Genomic DNA, 20669 nt, shown 5'->3' on the forward strand with positions numbered 1-20669 from the left:
GACGAGGGTGTGCCCGTTAATGTGAGGACCCGGTCAACCGAGGAGGGTCCACCCATGGGTACAGGTACGGGCGACATAGTCGATCTGGCGGGGATGGGCGGGGAATTCGCCCGCGATCCGTACCGGGTCTACGCGGAGCTGCGCGCGTTAGGCCCGGTGCACCGGGTGCGGATGCCGGAGGGCGCGGACGCCTGGCTCGTCGTCGGCCACGACGAGGTGCGCGCGATGCTCAACGACCCCCGGCTGTCCAAGGACATGCGGCAGGCCGCCGAGGGCTTCTCCCTGCCGTTCGTCGCCGCGGGCCCCCACATGCTGAACCTCGACCCGCCGCACCACACCCGGCTGCGCAAGCTCGTCACCAAGGAGTTCACCCCGCGGCGGGTCCAGGCGATGGCCCCACGGGTGCAGGAGATGACCGACGAGCTGATCGACGCGATGCTCGCGGCCCCGGGCCGCCGTGCCGACCTGGTCGACGCACTGTCCTTCCCGCTCCCCATGGGCGTCATCTGTGAACTGCTCGGCGTGCCGTCCCTCGACCGGGAGGCCTTCCGCAGCTGGTCGAACACGGTGGTCGGCTCCGCGCCGCCGCAGGAGAAGCGCGAGGCGGCGACGGAGGTCGCGGCCTATCTCGCCGAGCTGGTCGCGGCCAAGCGCCAGGAGCCCGGTGAGGACCTGATGAGCGCGCTGATCCGCACCACGGACGAGGACGGCGACCGGCTCTCCCCCGAGGAACTCCTCGGCATGGCCTGGATCCTGCTCGTCGCCGGCCACGAGACGACCGTCAACCTCATCTCCAACGGCGTCCTCGCGCTGCTCACCCACCCCGACCAGCTGGCGGACCTGCGGGCCGACTTCGGGCTGCTGGACAACGCCGTCGAGGAGATGCTGCGCTACGACGGGCCGGTCGAGACGCCCACCTTCCGCTTCGCCGTCGAGCCCATGGACATCGGTGGCACGCTCATTCCCGCCGGGGAACTCGTCCTCCCCGTCCTCGCCGACGCCGACCGCGACCCCGCCCGGTACCCGGAGCCGGACCGCTTCGACATCCGCCGCGACGCACGCGGCCACGTCGCCTTCGGACACGGCATCCACTACTGCCTGGGAGCACCGCTGGCCCGCCTGGAGGCCAAGATCGCTGTCCGGACCCTCCTGGAGCGCTGCCCGGACCTCGCGCTGGACGCCCACCCCGCCACACTGACCTGGCGTGAAGGCCTCCTCATCCGCGGCCCGCACCGACTGCCCGTCAGCTTCTGACCCCTCTTTCCGGTCCTTTCCCGTCCTTTCCCGTCCTTTCCGGGCTTCCGGCTTCCCGGGGTCCCGCCTCCGGCGCGGGCCCCCGGACAGCACCGCCGTCACGGCACGGCATCACGTGCGCGGCCGGCCCGTCATGATCACTCTGCGTACCGGACCTCGCGCATGTCCGGACAACCGGATCTCCGGACTATCCGTCATCCGGTCCTACGGCTACGCTCCCTCCGTGGCGAAGCAGCAACCTCTCCAGTTCACCCTCGACCGCGGCAGCCCGGTCCCGCTCTACTTCCAGCTGTCCCAGCAGCTCGAAGCCGCGATCGAGCAGGGCGGGCTGGCACCCGGCAGCCTCCTCGGCAATGAGATCGAGCTGGCCGCACGGCTCGGGCTGTCCCGGCCCACCGTCCGGCAGGCGATCCAGTCGCTCGTCGACAAGGGCCTGCTCGTGCGCCGCCGCGGCGTCGGCACCCAGGTCGTGCACAGCCAGGTCAAGCGGCCCCTGGAGCTGAGCAGCCTCTACGACGACCTGGAGGCCGCGGGCCAGAAGCCCGCCACCCGGGTGCTGCGCAACACCGTCGAGCCCGCCACCGCCCGGGTCGCCGCCGCGCTCGGGGTCGCCGAGGGCGCCGACGTCGTGTACCTCGAGCGGCTGCGCCTCGCGCACGGCGAGCCCATGGCCCATCTGCGCAACCACCTCCCCGTCGGACTGCTCGACCTCGGCGGCGACGCGCTGGAGGGGACCGGGCTCTACCGGCTGATGCGCTCGGCCGGCATCACGCTGCACAGCGCCCGGCAGACCGTCGGCGCACGGGCCGCGACCGCCGAGGAGGGCGAGCGGCTCGCCGAGCCGACCGGGGCGCCGCTGCTGACGATGGAGCGGACCACCTTCGACGACACGGGCCGCGCGGTGGAATTCGGCTCACATCTCTACCGTGCCTCGCGCTACGCCTTCGACTTCCAGCTTCTCGTCCGCCCCTGAGCTCCGCCCGCGTCTGTCCCCGCCTCTCCGCCGTAAAAGCGGAGGTCATCACTCCGAGAAGAGGGCAGTTCGTAAGAATGTTCTGACAAATCCTTGACGTGGTGTGTCGCCCGCCACTAGAACTCCTGCCACACGGAAACAGCCCCGCGGAGGACTCCGGCGAAGCCCCGGCGGTCAGCGGTGACGGATGGTGACGGATACTTGGGCGGTTGGGCCCGCGGGAACGGGGTCCGGCCGCACCGTGACAGACAGTGAGAAGGGGCAAGTCCTCGTGGCAAGGGTTCGGACAGGCGTACGTGCGGTGAGCGCCGTGCTGGCAGCGGTGCTCGGCGCCACCTTGGCGGGGTGCAGCGCTACGGGCGGCAAGCGCGCGGAGGAGCGGGCCGCCAAGGCCGCCCAGGGGCGCGCCGCGGTCGACACGCCCCGCTGGACCTTCGCGATGGTCACCCACTCGGGTGATGGCGACACGTTCTGGGACATCGTCCAGAACGGTGCCAAGCAGGCGGCGGTCAAGGACAACATCAAGTTCCTCTACTCCCACGACGTGGAGGGGAACAAGCAGGCCCAGAACGTGCAGGCCATGATCGACCAGAAGGTCGACGGCCTGATCGTCACCCTCGCCAAGCCCGACGCCCTCAAGGACGTCCTCGCCAAGGCGAAGAAGGCCGGCATCCCGGTGATCACCGTGAACTCGGGCTCCGAGAAGTCCAAGGAGTTCGGCGCGCTCACCCACATCGGCCAGGACGAGGTGATCGCGGGCGAGGCCGTCGGCGAGCAGCTCAATGAGCGCGGGAAGAAGAAGGCCGTCTGCGTCCTGCACGAGCAGGGCAACGTCGGCCACGAGCAGCGCTGCGACGGGGTGAAGAAGGCCTTCAAGGGCGATCTGCAGAACCTCTACGTCGAGGGCACCAACATGCCCAACGTGCAGTCGTCCATCGAGGCGAAGCTCCAGTCCGACAAGGACATCGACGCGGTCGTCACCCTCGGCGCCCCCTTCGCACCGACCGCCGTCAAGGCCGCCGAGCAGGCCGGCAGCAAGGCCGAGGTCGACACCTTCGACCTCAACGCCAAGGTCGCCGACGCCCTGCAGTCCGGCAAGCTCGGCTTCGCCGTCGACCAGGACCCCTACCTCCAGGGCTACGAGGCCGTCGACCTGCTCTGGCTCTACCGCTACAACCGCGACATGCTCGGCGGCGGCCGCCCGGTCCTGACCGGCCCGCAGATCGTCACCAAGGACGACGCCAAGACGCTCGCCGAGTACACCAAGCGGGGTACGCGATGAGCGCGCCCGCGACCGCGCCCGTCCAGGAAGCGCCCGACGAGCGGCTGGCACACCGCTCCCGGCTGCGCCGGCTGCTCGGCCGCCCCGAGCTCGGCGCGGTCGTCGGCGCGGTGGCCGTCTTCGTCTTCTTCTCGACCGTCGCCGACAGCTTCCTCCAGGCGTCCAGCCTGTCGACGGTGCTGTACGCGTCCTCGACCATCGGCATCATGGCCGTCCCGGTGGCGCTGCTGATGATCGGCGGCGAGTTCGACCTGTCGGCCGGTGTGATGGTGACCAGCGCCGCGCTGGTCTCCTCGATGTTCAGCTACCAGATGACGGCCAATGTCTGGGTCGGCGCCGGTGTCTCGCTGCTCACCATGCTGGCCATCGGCTTCTTCAACGGCTTCGTGCTCACCCGCACCAAGCTGCCCAGCTTCATCATCACGCTGGCCACGTTCCTCATGCTGACCGGCCTGAACCTGGGCTTCACCAAGCTCATCAGCGGCACCGTCTCCACCAAGACCATCGGTGACATGGAGGGCTTCGACTCCGCCCGCGCGGTCTTCGCCTCGCACCTGACGATCGGCGGCGTCGACCTCCAGGTCACCATCCTCTGGTGGCTCGGCCTGGTGGCCCTGGCCACCTGGGTGCTGCTGCGCACCCGCGTCGGCAACTGGATCTTCGCGGTCGGCGGCAACGCCGACGCCGCCCGAGCCGTCGGCGTGCCCGTCAAGAGCACCAAGATCGGCCTGTACATGGCCGTCGCCTTCTGCGCCTGGGTCTCCGGCCAGCACCTGCTGATGTCCTACGACGTGGTGCAGTCCGGCGAGGGCGTCGGCAACGAACTGCTCTACATCATCGCGGCCGTCATCGGCGGCTGTCTGATGACCGGCGGCTACGGCTCGGCCATCGGCTCCGCGGTCGGCGCGTTCATCTTCGGCATGACCAGCAAGGGCATCGTCTACGCGCAGTGGGACCCGGACTGGTTCAAGTTCTTCCTGGGCGCGATGCTGCTGCTGGCGACGCTGCTGAACGCGTGGGTCCGTAAGCGGGCGGAGGCGACGAAGTGAGCGACACACGGAACGCGCTGGTGGAGCTGACGGACGTCAGCAAGTTCTACGGGAACATCCGTGCCCTCGAAGGGGTCTCCCTGGAGGTGCACCCGGGTGAGATCACCTGCGTGCTCGGCGACAACGGCGCCGGCAAGTCCACCCTCATCAAGATCATCGCGGGGCTGCACCAGCACGACGCCGGCACCTTCGAGATCGAGGGCGAGGAGACCCGCCTCGGCTCGCCCCGCGAGGCCCTGGACCGCGGCATCGCCACGGTCTACCAGGACCTCGCGGTCGTGCCCCTGATGCCCGTCTGGCGGAACTTCTTCCTCGGCTCCGAGCCGACGAAGGGCGCCGGCCCCTTCAAGCGCCTCGACGCCGCGCGGATGCGCGAGACCACCCGCGCCGAGCTGCTGCGCATGGGCATCGACCTGCGTGACGTCGACCAGCCCATCGGCACCCTCTCCGGCGGTGAGCGGCAGTGCGTGGCCATCGCCCGCGCCGTCTACTTCGGCGCCAAGGTCCTCGTCCTCGACGAGCCGACGGCGGCGCTCGGCGTCAAGCAGTCCGGTGTGGTCCTCAAGTACGTGGCGGCGGCCCGGGACGCGGGCCTCGGCGTGGTCCTGATCACCCACAACCCCCACCACGCGTATCTCGTCGGCGACCGCTTCGTGCTGCTCAAGCGCGGCGCGATGGCCGGCAGCCACGCCAAGTCCGAGATCGCCCTCGACGAGCTCACCCGCCAGATGGCGGGCGGCAGCGAGCTCGACCAGCTCAGTCACGAGCTGGAGCGGGCCCCGGGCCCGGACGTGATCGGCGGCAAGCCGGTCGCCACCGGCGAGGACGGCTGACGACGGCCCCTCCCGTACGGGTGCGCCCGCGCGGGAGGGAGGGGGAGCGGCCCGCTCCGGGCGGGCCCCCGCCACGCCGCGGCACCGCCCTCGGGCCGCCCCGCACGACGGTGGTCCTGCCACACGCGATGCGGTACGGGACGCTCCCGTGAGGCACAATCGGCGACGACGGGCTGCCCCGTCACCCACCCGTACGCCAGAGGCGCCCCCGCCTCTCCGAGACCCCGCAGGGACGACGACTCGTGCGAGCACGCCCCCGTACACCCGCCGGAGGCCACGCCGTGGCGGAGGTGCGGCGATGAGCATGTACCGCGACCTCCACCGGGGTACGGCGAGAGCGACCGTGCTCCGCACGGTGGGCACCCGCGAGCGGCGCTCGCACCTGACGGCGCCCCGCGTCCCCACGGTCGGCATCGACATCGGCGGCACCAAGGTGATGGCGGGCGTCGTCGACGCCGACGGCAACATCCTGGAGAAGATCCGCACCGAGACGCCGGACAAGTCCAAGAGCCCCAAGGTCGTCGAGGACACCATCACCGAGCTGGTGCTGGACCTCTCCGACCGGCACGACGTGCACGCCGTGGGCATCGGCGCCGCCGGCTGGGTGGACGCCGACCGCAACCGCGTCCTGTTCGCCCCGCACCTGTCCTGGCGCAACGAACCGCTGCGTGACCGCCTCGCGGGCCGGCTCGCCGTCCCCGTCATGGTCGACAACGACGCCAACACCGCCGCCTGGGCCGAGTGGCGCTTCGGTGCCGGCCGGGGCGAGGACCACCTCGTGATGATCACCCTCGGCACCGGCATCGGCGGGGCGATCCTGGAGGACGGCCAGGTCAAGCGCGGCAAGTACGGGGTCGCGGGCGAGTTCGGCCATATGCAGGTCGTCCCCGGCGGCCATCGCTGCCCCTGTGGCAACCGCGGCTGCTGGGAGCAGTACAGCTCCGGCAACGCCCTCGTCCGCGAGGCCCGGGAGCTGGCCGCCGCGGAGTCCCCCGTCGCGTACGGCATCATCGACCGCGTCGGCGGCAACATCCCCGAGATCACCGGCCCGCTCATCACCGAGCTGGCCCGCTCCGGCGACGCCATGTGCGTGGAGCTGCTCCAGGACATCGGCCAGTGGCTCGGCGTGGGCATCGCCAATCTCGCCGCCGCCCTCGACCCGTCCTGCTTCGTCATCGGCGGTGGCGTCAGCGCCGCCGACGACCTGCTGATCGGCCCCGCCCGGGACGCCTTCCGCCGCCACCTCACCGGCCGCGGCTACCGCCCCGAGGCCCGGATCGTCAAGGCGCAGCTCGGCCCGGAGGCCGGCATGGTCGGCGCCGCCGACCTGGCCCGGCTCGTCGCCCGTCGCTTCCGCCGCGCCAACCGGCGCCGCGTCGAGCGCTACGAGCGGTACGCCCAGGCGGGCCGCGGGTGATCACGATGGACCCCGAGCGCACGGCGGCCGAGCCCGAGGAGCCGGGCCGGCCCCGCCCCCGGCACCGCTGGATCAAGCCCGTCATCGTCTTCCTGCTCATCGCCATCCCGGCCGGCTATCTCTACATCTCCGCGATGCAGAGCCGCGGCGGCAACGGCGACAAGCAGGAGCAGGCCCGCGTCACCGGGCTGGAGGAGGGCTGGCCGTCCCGGCTGCAGCGCCGGATCTACGCCGTATGGATCCCGCCCTACTCCGAGAACGTCGCCCACTTCGAGACCAACGCCTGGAAGTCCAGCTCGCTGTACCTCCAGTTCACCACCACGCGTGAGGGCTTCGAGACCTTCCTCACGAGGGTCGGCTCCAGCCCCGGCGCCCTCAAGGACGGCGAGGTCACCATCGACGAGGACGAGGCGGCCGAGGTCGACTGGAAGTTCGGCGAGGGCCACCGCTGGACGGGCACGGTCCACGAGCGGGACGAGCCCCAGCCGACCCTGTCGATCACGGCGAACCTGGACGATCCGGAGCGGCCCAAGGTGTACGTCGTCTCGACGACGACGCCCTGAGCCGGCCCCGCCGGGCACCACCCGGCAGGGGTCGTCAAGGGTTCACGGCTTGGTGGCGGTACAGATGGTGTACCGCCAGGTGTCCTGGTGCCGGTACATCTCCACGGCGGCCATCGCGTTGACCACGCGGTCGCCGCGGCCCAGACCGCGCGCGAGCGCATACGGCAGCCGGCCGAGTACGGAGAGGGCCCACAGCATCGGCAGGACCTTCGCCGTCGCGTCGTCCACCGATGCGACGGCGAAACCGGTCTGCTGAAGAAGCCGCTCCAGCTCCCCATGGGTCAGCGTGAGCATCCCGGGCATCCCGGAGAGCTCACAGACCCGGACCAGCGCCGACCGCGCCTGCGGCGTCAGCCGGTCCTGGGGGGTGCTCGCATACTCGAACATCACCAGCTTCCCGCCGGGACGCAGGACGCGGAAGAACTCGGCGAGCCCTTGCGAGGGGCTGGGGGAGTGGACGAAGGACTCCATCGTGTAGACGCCGTCGAAGGAGGCGTCGGCGAACGGGAGCGCGTGGTAGTCGGCCAGCAGGAAACGGGTGCGCCCGCTCGGCACGCCCGCGCGGGCCGACCGCTGACGCGCGATGGCGATGTCCGGCTCGATCCCGTCGATTCCGGTGACGCACACCCCGCCCACCCGGGCGACCGTGCGCGCCGTGTCACCGACTCCGCATCCGGCATCGAGCACCGAGGACCCCGGCGGCAAAGCCAGCTTGCGGGCCGCGACGACCTCCATCCGCCGCATGGCCGCCGGGAACCCCCAGGGGGAATCACCGGGTTCGTACCAGCCGAAGTGACGCGTCCGGCCGAGCAACGCCGCGTACCCGAAGCGTGACTCGAACGCCCGGTAGTACGGCAGGACGTGCTGCCGGTAGTGAGCATGGGTCAATCCGACCACCCCAGTCCCTCTGATCCTCCCCGAGGTCTTCACGCACCCCAACGACCGGCTTTTCGGTGGGTAACGCGGCGGATCCGGCGTGTCCGCGCGGGGCCCGCACCCTTTGGCATGAACGGATGTTGACTGGGCGGTAGGCGGCGAGGGGCACAACGACATGGCATCAGACACGCGGCTGCGCATGCGGGCCGTGCACAAGGCATACGGCAGACGAGCGGTGCTGTGCGGCGCTGATCTCACCGTGTCGGCCGGCATGCTCGCGGGAGTGGTGGGCGAGAACGGCTCCGGCAAGAGCACGCTGCTGCGTATCGCGGTGGGACAACTCACCCCGGACCGCGGCACGGTGCAGCGTTTCAGCGCACTGGGGTACTGCCCGCAGCAGGCGGTGGTCAACGACACGCTCACGGTCGCCCAGCATCTGCGGCTGTTCCAGGTCGCCTACCGGCTGCCGCGGCTGGACCGTGCCTGGGAGCTGGTGGACCTGCTCGGCTACGGCGCCGAGCGGCGCACCCGCGCCGGAGAGCTCAGCGGCGGCACCCGGCAGAAGCTCAATCTGACCTTGGCACTGATGCACGACCCGCCGCTGTTGGTGCTCGACGAGCCGTACCAGGGATTCGACTGGGACACGCACCAGCGTTTCTGGCAGCTGGCAGACCGGCTGCGCAGCCGGGGGCGCTCGGTGGTGGTGGTGTCCCACCTGCTGCACGACCTGCGGCACTTCGACACCGTGCACCACCTGCGCGACGGCCGCCTGTACCAGGAGGGAGTGCCGGGATGAAACACCAGTGGACGGCGTTCACGGTGGCCCTCGGCTTCGCGCTGACCGGTCACCTGCGCAACCGCCTCGCGATGAGCATGATCGCCTTCTTCATCCCGACCTGGATCTTCCTGGTCCGTGCCACCGCTCTGAGCAAGAACATCTCGTTCAGCAGCAGCGCCCTCGGCATCGAGGTGACCGCGTCGATGAGCCGCAGCATCCAGGTCTGCAGCGCCCTGCACGCCGTCACGGTGATCGCCGGTTTCATGATGTTCATGGCCACGTTCAGCGCCCGGGAGATGGATCTGCGCCTGGTGCTGGCCGGCTACCCCCGGGTGCAGTTGCTGGCCGCCAAGATGGCCGCCCTCCTCGTCATCACGGCACTGCTCACCTGCTACACGCTCGCCCTGCTGCGGCTGTCCTGGCCGCTGACCGAGCCCGGGGCCGTCGCCGCAGCCCTGGCAGCGGCGATCCTGGCCTACGGAGGACTGGGCGTCATGGCCGGTTACCTGCTGCGCAACGAACTGGAGGGCTTCTTCGTCGTGGTGATGGCCACGCTGATCGATGTGGGCATGCAGAGCCCGGTCTCCAACCCGGCCGGAGACCAGGCATGGCTGAGTGCCCTGCCGCTGTACGGCCCCGCACAGGCGGCCCTGGCCGCCTCGTTCACGCACACGGCCTCCTTCACCTGCGCGGCCCGGGCCCTGCCCTGGTTCATGGCCACCGGCCTGCTGGCCCTGCTCGTCTTCTGCGTACGCACCCGCCACTACGGCCGGCCCGTCACCATGTCGCCGCCCGCCGACCCGCGCCCGCGGACGGGCGCGGGGACCACGCGGAAGGACACGTCCTGACCGCGGCGCACAGCGTGCGCCCCGGGCGGCGTTTCGCCCGCGACCCGGGGCACCGGCCTGTGCGATCTTGCGAGCATGGCGCATGACGGGACAGACAGCGGCGGGCACCACAACGGGCTGCCGCTGACCATCGCGGCGGTCCTCTTCCTCGTGCTGCGGCTGTTCGCCGTCTCCGGCTACGACTGGCACACCGCCTTCGCGGTGCTGCACACCATGGACGTGGACGACAGCATCAGCATCGTCATGGGCACCCTGATGGCCGATCCACTCGCCGCGGCTCTCTACCTCGCCCTGCTCACCCCCGTCGCCGTCCTGTGGCTGTGGATGAGCCTGCACGAGGCCCGACAGCCCGACGCGGGAGCCACGGCGGAAAGCCGCCGGCCGGCCCGGCCCGGACTGAAGAGCGGAATCCTCCTCCTGCTCGGCGCCCTGGTGCCGCTCAGCGCGTACATCTGGTCCTTCCACGCGTGGTGGCTGCTCCTGACCGCCCTCGCCGTCGGCATCGCGCTGTTCGCCATCGGCTACGGGACGAAGGCCGACGGGCGGCTGCGGCTTCTGGCGCTGGGGGCGGGCCGTCGCCTGGGGCTGCTGATCCTGGTGGGATGGCTCGTCGCCGCGGCGACCGTCAGGACGCCCTGGGTCCCCCTGGAGCGCGTCGACCTGCGCAACGGAGCCCACCTGCGGGGATACGTCCTGCAGGCCGAACCCGGATTCCTCAAGCTGCTGACCGAGCACCCCCGGGAGTTCCGCATCCTCACCGACCAAGAGGTCACCTCCAGGGAGGAAATCCAGGGGCACTGAGCCTCCTCGCACGAGCCGCTCGGTTCGCCCCGGCGATGTGAGATTCCGTGACGCATGAGAGGGTCTGGCGGGTGAGTGAGACACCGGCGAACACCCTGCAATACCGCTTCGACGGGCCGGAAGACGCCCCGGTCCTGGTCCTGGGCCCCGCTCTCGGCACCACCTGGCACATGTGGGACCGGCAGGTCCCGGAGCTGGCCCGGCACTGGCGGGTGCTGCGCTTCGACCTCCCCGGCCACGGCGGCGCCCCTGCCCGGCCGCTCGGCTCCGTCGGCGACCTGACCGACCGGCTGCTGGCCACCCTCGACGGGCTCGGCATCGAGCGCTTCGGCTTCGCGGGCTGCTCCATCGGCGGCGCGGTCGGCGCCGATCTCGCCCTGCGCCACCCGGGTCGCCTCGCCGCGCTCGCCCTCGTCGGCACCTCCGCCCGCTTCGGCACCGCCGAGTCCTGGCGGCAGCGCGGTGACATGGTCCGTACGAGCGGGCTCGACCCCATCGCCCGGTCCGCGCCCGAGGCGTGGTTCACCCCGGCCTTCCTGGCCGCCCAGCCCGCCATCGTGGAGTGGGCCGTGCAGATGGTCCGCACCACGGACCCGCTCTGCTACATCGCCGCGTGCCAGGCACTGGCCGCCTTCGACATCCGGGACGACCTGGGGCGTACGGCCTCTGCCGCACTGGTCCTCGTCGGGGCCGAGGACCAGGTCGCCCCGCCCGCCGACGCCCGGGTGCTGGTTGCCGGTATCCACGACGCGCGGCTCGCCGTCGTACCGGCCGCCTCCCACCTCGCGCCGGTCGAGCAGCCGGCGGCCGTCACCGACCTGCTGGTCCGTCACTTCACGACGGCCTGGCAGACCACCCCTGCCCCCGCCCCTGCCCCCGCCACGGTCACCGCACCGGCGGGGCCTGCCGGACCTCAGCCGCCTGCGGCGGCCGGGGTTCAGACACCCGAACCGGCCGGGCCGTTCGCGGCGCCCGAGCCGTCGCCCGCAGCAGGGCCGTCCCCGGTGCCGCGGCCCGCCGCCGAGCCGCCGGTCACGCCGTCATCGGCCGCGGCCCCGGACCCGAAGGCCGCTGTCCCGGGCCCGGCCCAGGGCGCGAGCCCCTTCGCCGCGCCCGCCGTACACGCCGCACCCGCCGCCTCCGTCCCGCCGTCGGCGCCGGCCCCCTCAGTGCCCGCCCCCGCGGTCGCCGCCCATCTGCCGGCCGACGCGGGCGACAACCCGTACGCCATCCCGGCAGAGCCCAACCCCTACGCGATCCCCGCCGCTGCCTCAGCCCCCGCGACCGCCGCCCCCGCCGCCCCCACCCCCGACGCGCACGCGACGGGCGTCCGCATCCGCCGGGAGGTGCTCGGTGAGGAGAGCCGGAGAGACCCGGACCCGGAGGGCTTCCGTGCCGAGTACGACGACTTCGTCACCCGCGTCGCCTGGGGCGGGACATGGGCGCGCCCCGGGCTCGACCGGCGCACCCGCTTCCTCGTCACCCTGACCGCCCTCACCGTGGGCGGCCACCGCGACGAGCTGGCCCGGTACCTGCGGGCCGCGCTGCGCGACGGCGTCACCGCGGACGAGATCAAGGAAACGTTCCTGCACACCGCCCTCTACTGCGGCCTCCCGGCGGCCGACGCCGCCTTCGCGGTGGCCGAGCGCGTCGTCGCCGAAGAGGGCGGCGAGGCCGCGGGGCGTGCGAAGGACGGCCCCGAGGCGTAGCGGGACGGGGTGGAAGGAGCAAGATGGGTTGCATGAAGCTGACCAAGAACAGTCACGCATGCGTTCGGCTGGAGAAGGACGGCCGCACGCTGGTCATCGACCCGGGTGCCTTCAGCGAGGAGGACGCGGCCCTTGGCGCGGACGCGATCCTCGTCACCCACGAGCACCCCGACCACTTCGACGAGAACCGGCTGCGGGCGGGCCTGGAGGCCAATCCGGCCGCCGAGCTGTGGACGCTGCGCAGCGTCGCGGACCAGGTCTCGGCGGCCTTCCCCGGCCGGGTGCACACCGTCGGCGAGGGGGACACCTTCACCGCCGCAGGCTTCGACGTGGAGGTCCACGGCCAACTGCACGCCGTGATCCACCCCGACATCCCGCGGATCACCAACGTGGGGTACCTCGTGGACGGTTCGGTCTTCCACCCCGGCGACGCGCTGACCCTGCCCGGGCGGCCGGTGGACACGCTGATGCTGCCGGTCATGGCCCCCTGGAACAAGGTCTCCGAGGTCATCGACTACCTGCGGGAGGTCAAGCCGCGGCGCGCGATCGACATCCACGACGCCCTGCTCACCGACCTCGCCCGGCCCGTCTACGACCGGATGCTGGGCCCCGGCGGGCCGGGTGTCGCGGGGACGGACCACTCCCGGCTGGCGCCCGGCGAGACCGTGCAACTCTGAGCGCCGCCGGTCCGGGGGCGGGCCGTCACCGTCACCGGCCGGTCACTGTCACACCCGGCCGTTAGGGTTGGCCCATGCGCATCGCCACCTGGAACGTGAACTCGATCACCGCCCGTCTCCCGAGGCTGCTGGCCTGGCTGGAGAGCAGCGGCACGGACGTGCTGTGCGTGCAGGAGACCAAGTGCACCGCCGAGCAGTTCCCGACGGACGAGCTGCGCGAGCTGGGCTACGAGGCGGCGGTCAACGCCACCGGCCGGTGGAACGGGGTCGCCCTGCTGTCGCGCGTGGGCCTGGAGGACGTGGTGACGGGCCTGCCGGGCGGCCCCGGCTACGAAGGCGTCCAGGAGCCCCGCGCGATCGCGGCGACCTGCGGCGGCGCCCGCGTCTGGTCGGTCTACGTGCCGAACGGCCGCGAGGTCGGCCACGACCACTACTCCTACAAGCTCCTCTGGCTGGAGGCCCTGCGGGACGCGGTCGCGGCCGACGCGGCGGCGGAGCGGCCGTTCGCCGTGCTCGGTGACTACAACATCGCCCCGACCGACGAGGACGTCTTCGACCCCGCCGTCTTCGAGGGCGCCACGCACGTCACCCCGGCCGAGCGCGCCGCGCTCGCCGCCCTGCGCGACACCGGTCTGTCCGACGTCGTGCCCCGCCCGCTGAAGTACGACCGCCCCTACACCTACTGGGACTACCGCCAGCTGTGCTTCCCGAAGAACCGGGGCATGCGCATCGACCTGGTCTACGGCAACGCCCCCTTCACCGGGGCCGTCAAGGACGCCTACGTCGACCGTGAGGAGCGCAAGGGCAAGGGCGCCTCGGACCACGCCCCGGTCGTCGTCGACCTGGACGTGTGAGCCCGGACGCCCTCGCCCCGCCCTCCATCGGTCCGGACCGCACCCCGTAGGGCCGGACCGTCAGACCAGCAGGCGCAGGTCGACGGAGTCGGCGAACGCCTTCATCCCCGCGTCGTTGGGGTGCAGATGGTCGCCGCTGTCGTAGGCCGCCAGCATGCGGTCCGGCTGCCGCGGGTCGCGGATCGCGGCGTCGAAGTCGAGGACCGCGTCATAGCCGCCGCCGTTGGAGCGCACATGTGTGTTGATGGCGGCGCGCCGGGCCTCCGCCGCCGGGGTGCAGTCGTGGAAGCCGCCGCAGGGCGCGATGGTCGACACCACCACTCGCATCCCGCGTGCGTGGGCGCGCTGCGCGATGGACCGCAGCCCGGCGATCACCTGATCGGCGGACGTCCCGGCGCGGATGTCGTTGACGCCCTCGAAGACGATGACGGTCCGGGCGGCCGTCTGTGACAGCACGTCGCGTTCCAGCCGGTGCACGGCACTGACCCCGCTGCTGATGGTGCTGGTCCCGTTGCCCGGGTAGCGGTCGCCCACCACGCGGTTGCCGGAGATGCCGTGGTTGAGCATCCCGAACCGGGGCACCTCGCGCTGCTCCCGGAGCCGTCGCGCGAGCTGGTCGGGCCAGCGCCGGTTGGCGTCCGCCGTGGAGTTCCCGCCGTCGGTGATCGAGTCGCCGAAGGCGACCACCGAGCCCGGTCCGCCGGCGACGTCCACGCCGGTCAGCAGTGGCCAGCCGCTGAGCTTCTGGCCGTACACGTCCGCGCCGCGGTCGCCCGTGCGGTCGCCGCTGCCGTCACCGCTCAGATACGAGACCTGGTTGCTGTAGCTGTGCACGGGCACGGCCCGTACCGTCCCCGGCAGATGGATGCTCACCAGCAGATTCGTGCCCGGCGGCACCCGGAAGCCCACGGGGTCGCTGAACTGGTGGGCGCCCGCCGGTACTTCGACGCCCGTCCGGCCCCCGAAGGTCAGCGCCCGCGGCCTGCCGGCCGCCGCCGCGCCGCTGCTCTGCACCGCCACGCTGGCGTGGCCGATCCGCACCGGCGTCGACGCGAAGGTGTTCTCCAGCCGGATGCGGGTCCGGGGTCCGCCCGCGCTGCTGTGCACGATCAGCCGGAGCGTCCGGTCGGTCCACGGCCCCACCGCGATGTACCCGGAGGTGGACGCCGCCCAGCTGCCGGTCCACCCGTTCGTGGGGGTGCGCAGCGCCGCCGAGAAGATGTGCAGATCGGCGGCGGGGCCGGGGTCCTTCGGCAGGACGACGGAGCTGATCGTCCGGCCGCGCGCGACGGGTACGGTCACCGCGTACAGCCGGGCGGTCTCGGTGCGTTGGCCGCCCGGGGCGTTGACGTGGGGCAGCCCGACGGCCTTGGTGGTGAGCGGGCCGCCGCGCCAGTCAGGCGCGGTGAGCGTGTAGGTACTGCTGGAGCCGTCGCGGTAGCGCACGGTGCCGGTGCCGGTGGTGTCGCCGCCCGGCCCGGCCTTGGCGCTGCCCGCGACGAGGAAGGTGAGGGCGTCGCCCCGGCCGCTCAGCTTCAGGCTCTGCCCGGCGGCCCGTACGTTGTCCGGCCGGCCGGCGGCGGAGGCGGGCCAGCGCAGCCGGGCCGTGTCGATGGTCAGCGCGCGCCCCGGCGTCCAGCCGGCGGCGCGCAGGTCCTGGGCGGAGAGGGAGTTGCCCGCCCCGTCGAAGTCCGCGGCGCCCGGGCGGGCGTTGTCGCTGATGGCCGTATTGTCGAAGAGCCGCTCCAGGGGGAGCGGCTCTCGGGGTGCGCGGGCGGTGTCGGCGAGCGCGGGCGTGGTCGCGGCGGCCACGGCGCAGGCCGCTCCCGTCGCGACGATCCCGGTCATCGTCCACCGTCTGTGCCGGTCGCGCCGTCTGCCCTGCCGATTGCCCTGTCGATGGCCGCTGTGTACGTCCCCGCCGAGCCGCGATGATCGGAGCATGCGTGTCATGCCTCCCAGCGTTCCCCGCACTGTATGTGGCGGGATGAAGCTAAGGAGACGTATGGGCAACGTCAAGGAGGCCAACCGGCCACGTCGCGCACCGCGCGCCGGTGGTGCGGCCATCCGAACGAATGCGATCCTGGCCGGTATGAACATTCCTTTCTTGGACAGCTGGCGCAAGCGGCACGGGCCCGCGCACGGCGTGGCGCTGCCGGGCGAGGCCGACCGGGATCCGGAAGGGCTGGCCGAGTTGCTGTCGGAGTGCGAACTGCTGCGCACACACGCGCAGTCGGCGGGGGTCGCGCTCGACGACGCGCCGTCGTCCCTGGAGGAACTCGACCAGTTGCAGCCGCGCTGGCGCGACGACCCGGAGCTGCTGCCCTGGCTGGGCAATGACGCGGGGCTGTATCTGGGAACGGTCATCGTCCGTACGGTCAGGGGCGCGGGGTGGCGGATCTGGCCCAACGGGCAGCCGGTCGTCCGGCTCGCCAACGGCCGGGAGATCGACGTGGTCGAGGCGGGCCAGGCGTGGGCGGCGGACGGCGCGCCGGAGCTGTCGCAGCTCTACGCCGAGCTGTCGGAGCACTGACGCACCCGGGTCGTACGGCCCGCCCCGCCGCCTCAGCCGATGATGAACGGAATGTCGTACTCCAGTCGCCAGCGGTCGGCGCGCACCACGATGTCGGAGGTCTCCACGGCCCGGTCGTCGCCGTCGAAGTGGGTCCGCTCGACGACGGTGACGCAACTGCCGGCCGCGCAGCCGAGCGCCTCGGCCTCGGGCGTGGTCGCCGGTCGTGAGCCGACGAGCTCCCGCGCCCGGACGACCCGGACGCCGATGGCGGCGAGCCGGCCGCGCACCCCGCGCCGCGCGTAGGGCCCCCGCTCGGGGTGGGCGACGTCGGTGCCCTCGGTGATGGTGAGCGGCTCCCAGCTGGTGGCGAGCTGGACCGGGTGCCGGTTGGCCAGGTACTCGTACTGGGTGCACAGCACCGGCTCGCCCGGCCCGATGCCCAGCCGCTCGGCGATCGGCTCCGGGGCGTGGGTCTCGCTGGAGGAGGCCTCCCAGGTGAGCGCCGTGTTCCGGGCGGTGATCCGGGCGGCGAAGGGGGAGTCGACCGCGCCGGTCGAGCGGAGCAGCGAGCCCAGCGGCGCCCGGTCGGTGACGAACACCCCCCGGCCGAACTGTCCTTCCGCGTACCCGGCGGCCTTCAGCACCCGCACCGCGCGGTCCACGGTCTGATCGCTGGCGGCGTAGGTCCGCTTCAGCTCGGAGCGGGAGGGTATGCGATCACCCACGGCGAGGGAGCCCTCGTCGATGCGCTGCCGCAGATCGTCCGCGATGCGCTGGTAGACGGGCCTGCTGTCGCCCACGCCGGGCTCCTTTCCCCCCACTGTTCCCCCAGTCGGCCCCCACAGGCTAGGTACCCAGGCTTCATCTGTGTACCTAGGGCAAATGGCGGTTAATGCAGTGTGAATACCCGTATGTGTGCGTGTCTCCAGGGAAGTCCCGTATTGAGCTGGATAGTTTGCGGCGACTGCGAGACAGCTGAGAGTGGGTAGGGCTGGGTATGGCCGTCGATCCGTTGATCGAACTGCGTGACGTCAATAAGCACTACGGAAAACTGCATGTTTTGCGGGACATCAACCTCACGGTCGGCCGGGGGGAGGTGGTGGTGGTCATCGGCCCCTCCGGCTCCGGGAAGTCCACGCTGTGCCGGGCCATCAACCGGCTGGAGCCCGTCGAGTCCGGCACCATCCTGCTCGACGGACAGCCGCTGCCCGAGGAGGGGCGGGCGCTCGCCAAGCTCCGTGCCGAGGTCGGCATGGTCTTCCAGTCCTTCAACCTCTTCGCGCACAAGACCGTGCTCGCCAACGTCTCCCTCGCCCCCCTCAAGGTCCGCAAGCGCGGCAAGGAGGAGGCCAACAAGCGCTCGCGCGAACTGCTGGAGCGGGTCGGTCTGCTCGACCAGGCCGACAAGTACCCCGCCCAGCTCTCCGGCGGTCAGCAGCAGCGCGTCGCGATCGCCCGCGCGCTCGCCATGGACCCCAAGGCGCTCCTCTTCGACGAGCCGACCTCGGCCCTGGACCCGGAGATGATCAACGAGGTGCTGGAGGTCATGCGCCAGCTCGCCCGGGACGGCATGACGATGGTCGTCGTCACCCATGAGATGGGCTTCGCCCGCTCCGCCGCCAACCGGGTCGTCTTCATGGCCGACGGCCGCATCGTGGAGGACCGCACCCCCGAGGAGTTCTTCACCGCCCCCGAGAGCGAGCGGGCCAAGGACTTCCTCTCCAAGATCCTCAAGCACTGAGCGGGGGTACCGTGCTCATCAGACGCAATGCCACGCGGCGACGTGACCTCGGGCGCACCCGCCGGTGCGCCGCGGCCCTGGCGCTCGCCGGCCTGGCCCTGCTGGCCGGCGCCTGCGGCAAGGAGGGCAGCCCGCCCGTCAAGGGCCCGCAGCCCGACCAGCTCCCCGACTACCACGTCGACACCGGCTTCCAGCTGCCCGCCTCTCCCACCTGGCGGAAGGCGAAGAGCCGCGGCCACCTCGTCGTCGGCGCCAAGGAGGACCAGCCCTACCTGGGCGAGAAGGACCCCGCGAGCGGCGCCTACTCCGGCTTCGACATCGAGATCGCCCGGATGATGTCCGCCTCCCTGGGCTTCGACCCCAGGACCATCGTCTTCCGTACGATCGCCTCCGCCAACCGCGAGACCGCCCTCCAGAACGGCCAGATCGACTACTACGTCGGCACCTACACCATTAACGACCTGCGCAAACGCCAGGTCGGCTTCGCCGGTCCGTACTACATCGCCGGTCAGTCGCTGCTCGTGAGGGCCAAGGACTCCGACATCGACGGCCCGCAGGACCTGGACGGCAGGAAGGTCTGCTCGGCCGCCGGCTCCACCCCGCTGCAGCGCATCGACCGCGAATACCCCAAGGCCGTCGCCGTCGCCTACGACACGTACTCGATCTGCGTGGACAACCTGCTCAGCCTCCAGGTGGACGCCGTCACCACCGACGACAGCATCCTCATGGGCTACGCCGCCAAGGTCCCCGCCGAGCTGAAGGTCGTCGGCAAACCGTTCTCCAAGGAGCCCTACGGCATCGGCGTCCCCCGCGCCGACAACGCCCTGCGCTTCGCCCTCGACGACGCGCTCGTGGCGCACGAGAAGAACGGCGACTGGAAGAAGGCGTACGACGCGACCCTCGGCCTGTCCGGAGTGCCCGCCCCACCGCCGCCGCCCGTCGACCGCTACCCGGCCGGCTGAGGTCGGCACGACACCGGTAGGTCCCCTCGATGAACGTACTCACTGACAACTTCTCCCTCTACGGCAAAGGGCTGCTCGGCACCGTCGAGCTGACCGTCTACGCCTCGCTGCTCGCGCTGGTCCTCGGCTTCGTGATGGCCTCCTTCCGGGTCGCGCCCGTCGGCTCGCTGCGCGTCTTCGGCACGGTCTGGGTGGACGTGCTGCGCAACACCCCGCTCACCCTGCTCTTCTTCGCCGTGCTGCTCGGCCTGCCGCGCTTCGGTGTCGTGCTGCCCTTCCAGCTCTTCGCGGTCCTCGCCCTCGGCTGCTACACCTCGGCGTTCATCTGCGAGGCGGTGCGCTCCGGCATCAACACCGTGCCCACCGGACAGGGCGAGGCGGCCCGCAGCCTCGGCATGACCTTCGCGCAGACACTCGGCGACGTCGTCCTGCCGCAGGCCTTCCGGTCCGTCATCCCGCCGATCGGCTCGACGCTGATCGCACTCGCCAAGAACTCGGCGATCGCCGGCTCGTTCAGCGTCACCGAACTGCTCGGCACCTACAAACCGCTCAACGAGATGGGCTACAGCATCATCTGGTCCTTCATCTGGATCGCCGTCGGCTATCTGATCGTGACCCTGACCATCAGCGCGATCTTCAACGTGCTGGAGAAGCGCTACGGAGTCGCCCGATGACCAGCACCGCGTTGTACGACGTCCCCGGCCCCCTGACCCGGCGTCGGCACCTCGTCTACGGCCTGGTCTCGACCGCTGTGATCATCGGGCTGCTCGGCTGGATCCTCTATCTCCTCTTCGACACCCAGCAGTTCACGACCGCGAAATGGCGGCCCTTCGCCTACGAGGGCATCCAGGAACTGCTGCTGCGCGGCCTCGGCAACACCCTGAAGGCCTTCGCGTACGCCGCGGTCCTCTCCCTCGCCCTCGGCGGGCTGCTCGCCTGCGGACGGCTCTCGGTCCACCGCCCGCTGCGCTGGGTCGCCACGCTCGTCGTGGAGTTCTTCCGGGCCATGCCGGTGCTGGTGATGATCTTCTTCATCTTCGTCGCGCTCAAGGTCCAGCCGCTGCCCGCCCTCGTCGCCGGACTGACCCTCTACAACGGCTCCGTGCTCGCGGAGGTCTTCCGCACGGGGGTGAACTCCGTCGAGCGCGGCCAGCGGGAGGCGGCGTACTCGCTGGGCATGTACAAGACGCAGGTGATGTCCTTCGTCCTGGTGCCCCAGGCGCTGCGCGCGATGCTGCCGACCATCATCAGCCAGCTCGTCGTCGCGCTGAAGGACACCTCGCTCGGCTTCCTCATCACCTACGAGGAGTTCCTGCACGCCGGCAAGCTCATCGCCGGCAACCTCGACTACGACCTGCCGTTCATCCCCGTCGTCATGATCATCTCCCCGATCTACATCGGGATGTGCATGCTCCTGTCCTGGTTCGCCCACTGGGTCGCCAAGCGGCAGAAGCGCAACCCCAAGACGGAGGCGGTCGAGGTCGCCGACGCCGAGCCCGGCACGCTGCTGCCGGGCGGGGGCCCGCCGCGCTGAGCG

The 20669-nt window shown here is 71.4% G+C and carries 21 protein-coding genes; 18 read left to right on the forward strand and 3 right to left on the reverse strand.

The features are described from left to right. The first annotated feature begins 54 nt into the window (after positions 1 to 54). The 7 genes from JO379_RS27080 to JO379_RS27110 all read left to right on the forward strand — a co-directional run bounded on the left by JO379_RS27080 (position 55) and on the right by JO379_RS27110 (position 7371). Entirely contained in the window at positions 55 to 1254 is a 1200-nt protein-coding gene (locus JO379_RS27080) for a cytochrome P450 family protein (RefSeq protein ID WP_209517373.1), read from the forward strand. Between the two features lie 223 nt (positions 1255 to 1477). Further along, the gene (locus JO379_RS27085; RefSeq protein ID WP_307842153.1) at positions 1478 to 2227 is read left to right on the forward strand and encodes a GntR family transcriptional regulator; all 750 of its coding nucleotides are present in this window, start codon (positions 1478 to 1480) and stop codon (positions 2225 to 2227) included. Between the two features lie 271 nt (positions 2228 to 2498). After that, on the forward strand, positions 2499 to 3509 hold the full coding sequence (locus JO379_RS27090; protein WP_443742805.1) for a sugar ABC transporter substrate-binding protein: 1011 nt from the start codon (positions 2499 to 2501) through the stop codon (positions 3507 to 3509). Beyond that, positions 3506 to 4558 carry an ABC transporter permease gene (locus JO379_RS27095; RefSeq protein WP_130881539.1) on the forward strand — a complete coding sequence of 351 codons (1053 nt, stop codon included), beginning with the start codon at positions 3506 to 3508 and terminating at the stop codon, positions 4556 to 4558. Before JO379_RS27090 ends, JO379_RS27095 begins: the two co-directional genes overlap by 4 nt. Further along, on the forward strand, positions 4555 to 5391 hold the full coding sequence (locus JO379_RS27100) for an ATP-binding cassette domain-containing protein (RefSeq protein WP_130881538.1): 837 nt from the start codon (positions 4555 to 4557) through the stop codon (positions 5389 to 5391). The genes JO379_RS27095 and JO379_RS27100 overlap by 4 nt, the downstream gene beginning before the upstream one ends. A gap of 298 nt (positions 5392 to 5689) precedes the next feature. Then, entirely contained in the window at positions 5690 to 6808 is a 1119-nt protein-coding gene (locus JO379_RS27105) for an ROK family glucokinase (RefSeq protein ID WP_130881537.1), read from the forward strand. 5 nt (positions 6809 to 6813) lie between these two features. Next, positions 6814 to 7371 carry a hypothetical protein gene (locus tag JO379_RS27110; protein WP_209518897.1) on the forward strand — a complete coding sequence of 186 codons (558 nt, stop codon included), beginning with the start codon at positions 6814 to 6816 and terminating at the stop codon, positions 7369 to 7371. A 42-nt stretch (positions 7372 to 7413) separates the two neighbouring features. On the opposite strand, the gene JO379_RS27115 is transcribed toward JO379_RS27110, so the two are convergent. Beyond that, a complete protein-coding gene (locus JO379_RS27115) occupies positions 7414 to 8259 on the reverse strand; it encodes a class I SAM-dependent methyltransferase (RefSeq protein WP_242626416.1) in 846 nt (281 codons plus the stop codon). Positions 8260 to 8422: 163 nt separating this feature from the next. Here JO379_RS27115 and JO379_RS27120 point away from each other — a divergent pair, with 163 nt between their 5' ends. The 6 genes from JO379_RS27120 (at position 8423) to JO379_RS27145 (ending at position 13914) form a co-directional block, all read left to right on the forward strand. Next, positions 8423 to 9043 (forward strand): ATP-binding cassette domain-containing protein, encoded by a 621-nt coding sequence (locus JO379_RS27120; RefSeq protein WP_130881536.1) that lies wholly within the window; start codon positions 8423 to 8425, stop codon positions 9041 to 9043. Then, positions 9040 to 9873, forward strand: a complete 834-nt coding sequence (locus JO379_RS27125; protein ID WP_130881535.1) for a hypothetical protein — start codon at positions 9040 to 9042, stop codon at positions 9871 to 9873. The genes JO379_RS27120 and JO379_RS27125 overlap by 4 nt, the downstream gene beginning before the upstream one ends. A 75-nt stretch (positions 9874 to 9948) precedes the next feature. Then, positions 9949 to 10674: a hypothetical protein gene (locus JO379_RS27130; protein WP_130881534.1), complete on the forward strand. Its 726-nt coding sequence runs from the start codon at positions 9949 to 9951 to the stop codon at positions 10672 to 10674. A gap of 71 nt (positions 10675 to 10745) precedes the next feature. Next, complete coding sequence (locus JO379_RS27135; RefSeq protein WP_209517377.1) at positions 10746 to 12383, forward strand: alpha/beta fold hydrolase; 1638 nt, start codon at positions 10746 to 10748, stop codon at positions 12381 to 12383. Between the two features lie 32 nt (positions 12384 to 12415). After that, the gene (locus tag JO379_RS27140; RefSeq protein ID WP_130881533.1) at positions 12416 to 13060 is read left to right on the forward strand and encodes an MBL fold metallo-hydrolase; all 645 of its coding nucleotides are present in this window, start codon (positions 12416 to 12418) and stop codon (positions 13058 to 13060) included. Between the two features lie 74 nt (positions 13061 to 13134). After that, the gene (locus tag JO379_RS27145) at positions 13135 to 13914 is read left to right on the forward strand and encodes an exodeoxyribonuclease III (RefSeq protein WP_130881532.1); all 780 of its coding nucleotides are present in this window, start codon (positions 13135 to 13137) and stop codon (positions 13912 to 13914) included. 60 nt (positions 13915 to 13974) lie between these two features. Here the strand turns inward: JO379_RS27145 and JO379_RS27150 are convergent, their stop codons facing one another. Then, on the reverse strand, positions 13975 to 15762 hold the full coding sequence (locus JO379_RS27150) for an SGNH/GDSL hydrolase family protein (protein WP_209517379.1): 1788 nt from the start codon (positions 15760 to 15762) through the stop codon (positions 13975 to 13977). Positions 15763 to 16006: 244 nt separating this feature from the next. On the opposite strand from JO379_RS27150, the gene JO379_RS27155 reads away from it, so the two are divergent. Continuing rightward, the gene (locus tag JO379_RS27155) at positions 16007 to 16447 is read left to right on the forward strand and encodes a DUF6278 family protein (protein WP_207304053.1); all 441 of its coding nucleotides are present in this window, start codon (positions 16007 to 16009) and stop codon (positions 16445 to 16447) included. 32 nt (positions 16448 to 16479) lie between these two features. On the opposite strand, the gene JO379_RS27160 is transcribed toward JO379_RS27155, so the two are convergent. After that, a complete protein-coding gene (locus JO379_RS27160; RefSeq protein ID WP_130881530.1) occupies positions 16480 to 17229 on the reverse strand; it encodes a GntR family transcriptional regulator in 750 nt (249 codons plus the stop codon). A 197-nt stretch (positions 17230 to 17426) separates the two neighbouring features. Between JO379_RS27160 and JO379_RS27165 the strand changes: the two genes are divergently transcribed. The 4 genes from JO379_RS27165 to JO379_RS27180 are packed head-to-tail and all read left to right on the forward strand — an operon-like array spanning position 17427 to position 20666. Continuing rightward, positions 17427 to 18170: an amino acid ABC transporter ATP-binding protein gene (locus JO379_RS27165; protein ID WP_130881529.1), complete on the forward strand. Its 744-nt coding sequence runs from the start codon at positions 17427 to 17429 to the stop codon at positions 18168 to 18170. A 17-nt stretch (positions 18171 to 18187) separates the two neighbouring features. Beyond that, positions 18188 to 19132, forward strand: coding sequence for a glutamate ABC transporter substrate-binding protein (locus tag JO379_RS27170; protein ID WP_209518900.1), 945 nt, complete (start codon positions 18188 to 18190; stop codon positions 19130 to 19132). Between the two features lie 29 nt (positions 19133 to 19161). Next, a complete protein-coding gene (locus JO379_RS27175) occupies positions 19162 to 19806 on the forward strand; it encodes an amino acid ABC transporter permease (protein WP_130881528.1) in 645 nt (214 codons plus the stop codon). Then, a complete protein-coding gene (locus tag JO379_RS27180) occupies positions 19803 to 20666 on the forward strand; it encodes an amino acid ABC transporter permease (RefSeq protein WP_130881527.1) in 864 nt (287 codons plus the stop codon). Before JO379_RS27175 ends, JO379_RS27180 begins: the two co-directional genes overlap by 4 nt. Positions 20667 to 20669 lie beyond the last annotated feature (3 nt).

The organism is Streptomyces syringium (assembly GCF_017876625.1).
GTDB classification, from domain to species: domain Bacteria; phylum Actinomycetota; class Actinomycetes; order Streptomycetales; family Streptomycetaceae; genus Streptomyces; species Streptomyces syringius.

What these genes read in the sequence shown, in the direction of transcription:
- JO379_RS27130 (WP_130881534.1), top strand. Translation starts at nt 9,949, where the DNA reads ATGGCGCATGACGGGACAGACAGCGGCGGGCACCACAACGGGCTGCCG.
- JO379_RS27080 (WP_209517373.1), top strand. Translation starts at nt 55, where the DNA reads ATGGGTACAGGTACGGGCGACATAGTCGATCTGGCGGGGATGGGCGGG.
- JO379_RS27175 (WP_130881528.1), top strand. Translation starts at nt 19,162, where the DNA reads ATGAACGTACTCACTGACAACTTCTCCCTCTACGGCAAAGGGCTGCTC.
- JO379_RS27140 (WP_130881533.1), top strand. Translation starts at nt 12,416, where the DNA reads ATGAAGCTGACCAAGAACAGTCACGCATGCGTTCGGCTGGAGAAGGAC.
- JO379_RS27120 (WP_130881536.1), top strand. Translation starts at nt 8,423, where the DNA reads ATGGCATCAGACACGCGGCTGCGCATGCGGGCCGTGCACAAGGCATAC.
- JO379_RS27095 (WP_130881539.1), top strand. Translation starts at nt 3,506, where the DNA reads ATGAGCGCGCCCGCGACCGCGCCCGTCCAGGAAGCGCCCGACGAGCGG.
- JO379_RS27155 (WP_207304053.1), top strand. Translation starts at nt 16,007, where the DNA reads ATGAACATTCCTTTCTTGGACAGCTGGCGCAAGCGGCACGGGCCCGCG.
- JO379_RS27125 (WP_130881535.1), top strand. Translation starts at nt 9,040, where the DNA reads ATGAAACACCAGTGGACGGCGTTCACGGTGGCCCTCGGCTTCGCGCTG.
- JO379_RS27110 (WP_209518897.1), top strand. Translation starts at nt 6,814, where the DNA reads ATGGACCCCGAGCGCACGGCGGCCGAGCCCGAGGAGCCGGGCCGGCCC.
- JO379_RS27165 (WP_130881529.1), top strand. Translation starts at nt 17,427, where the DNA reads ATGGCCGTCGATCCGTTGATCGAACTGCGTGACGTCAATAAGCACTAC.
- JO379_RS27150 (WP_209517379.1), bottom strand. Translation starts at nt 15,762, where the DNA reads ATGACCGGGATCGTCGCGACGGGAGCGGCCTGCGCCGTGGCCGCCGCG.
- JO379_RS27105 (WP_130881537.1), top strand. Translation starts at nt 5,690, where the DNA reads ATGAGCATGTACCGCGACCTCCACCGGGGTACGGCGAGAGCGACCGTG.
- JO379_RS27145 (WP_130881532.1), top strand. Translation starts at nt 13,135, where the DNA reads ATGCGCATCGCCACCTGGAACGTGAACTCGATCACCGCCCGTCTCCCG.
- JO379_RS27180 (WP_130881527.1), top strand. Translation starts at nt 19,803, where the DNA reads ATGACCAGCACCGCGTTGTACGACGTCCCCGGCCCCCTGACCCGGCGT.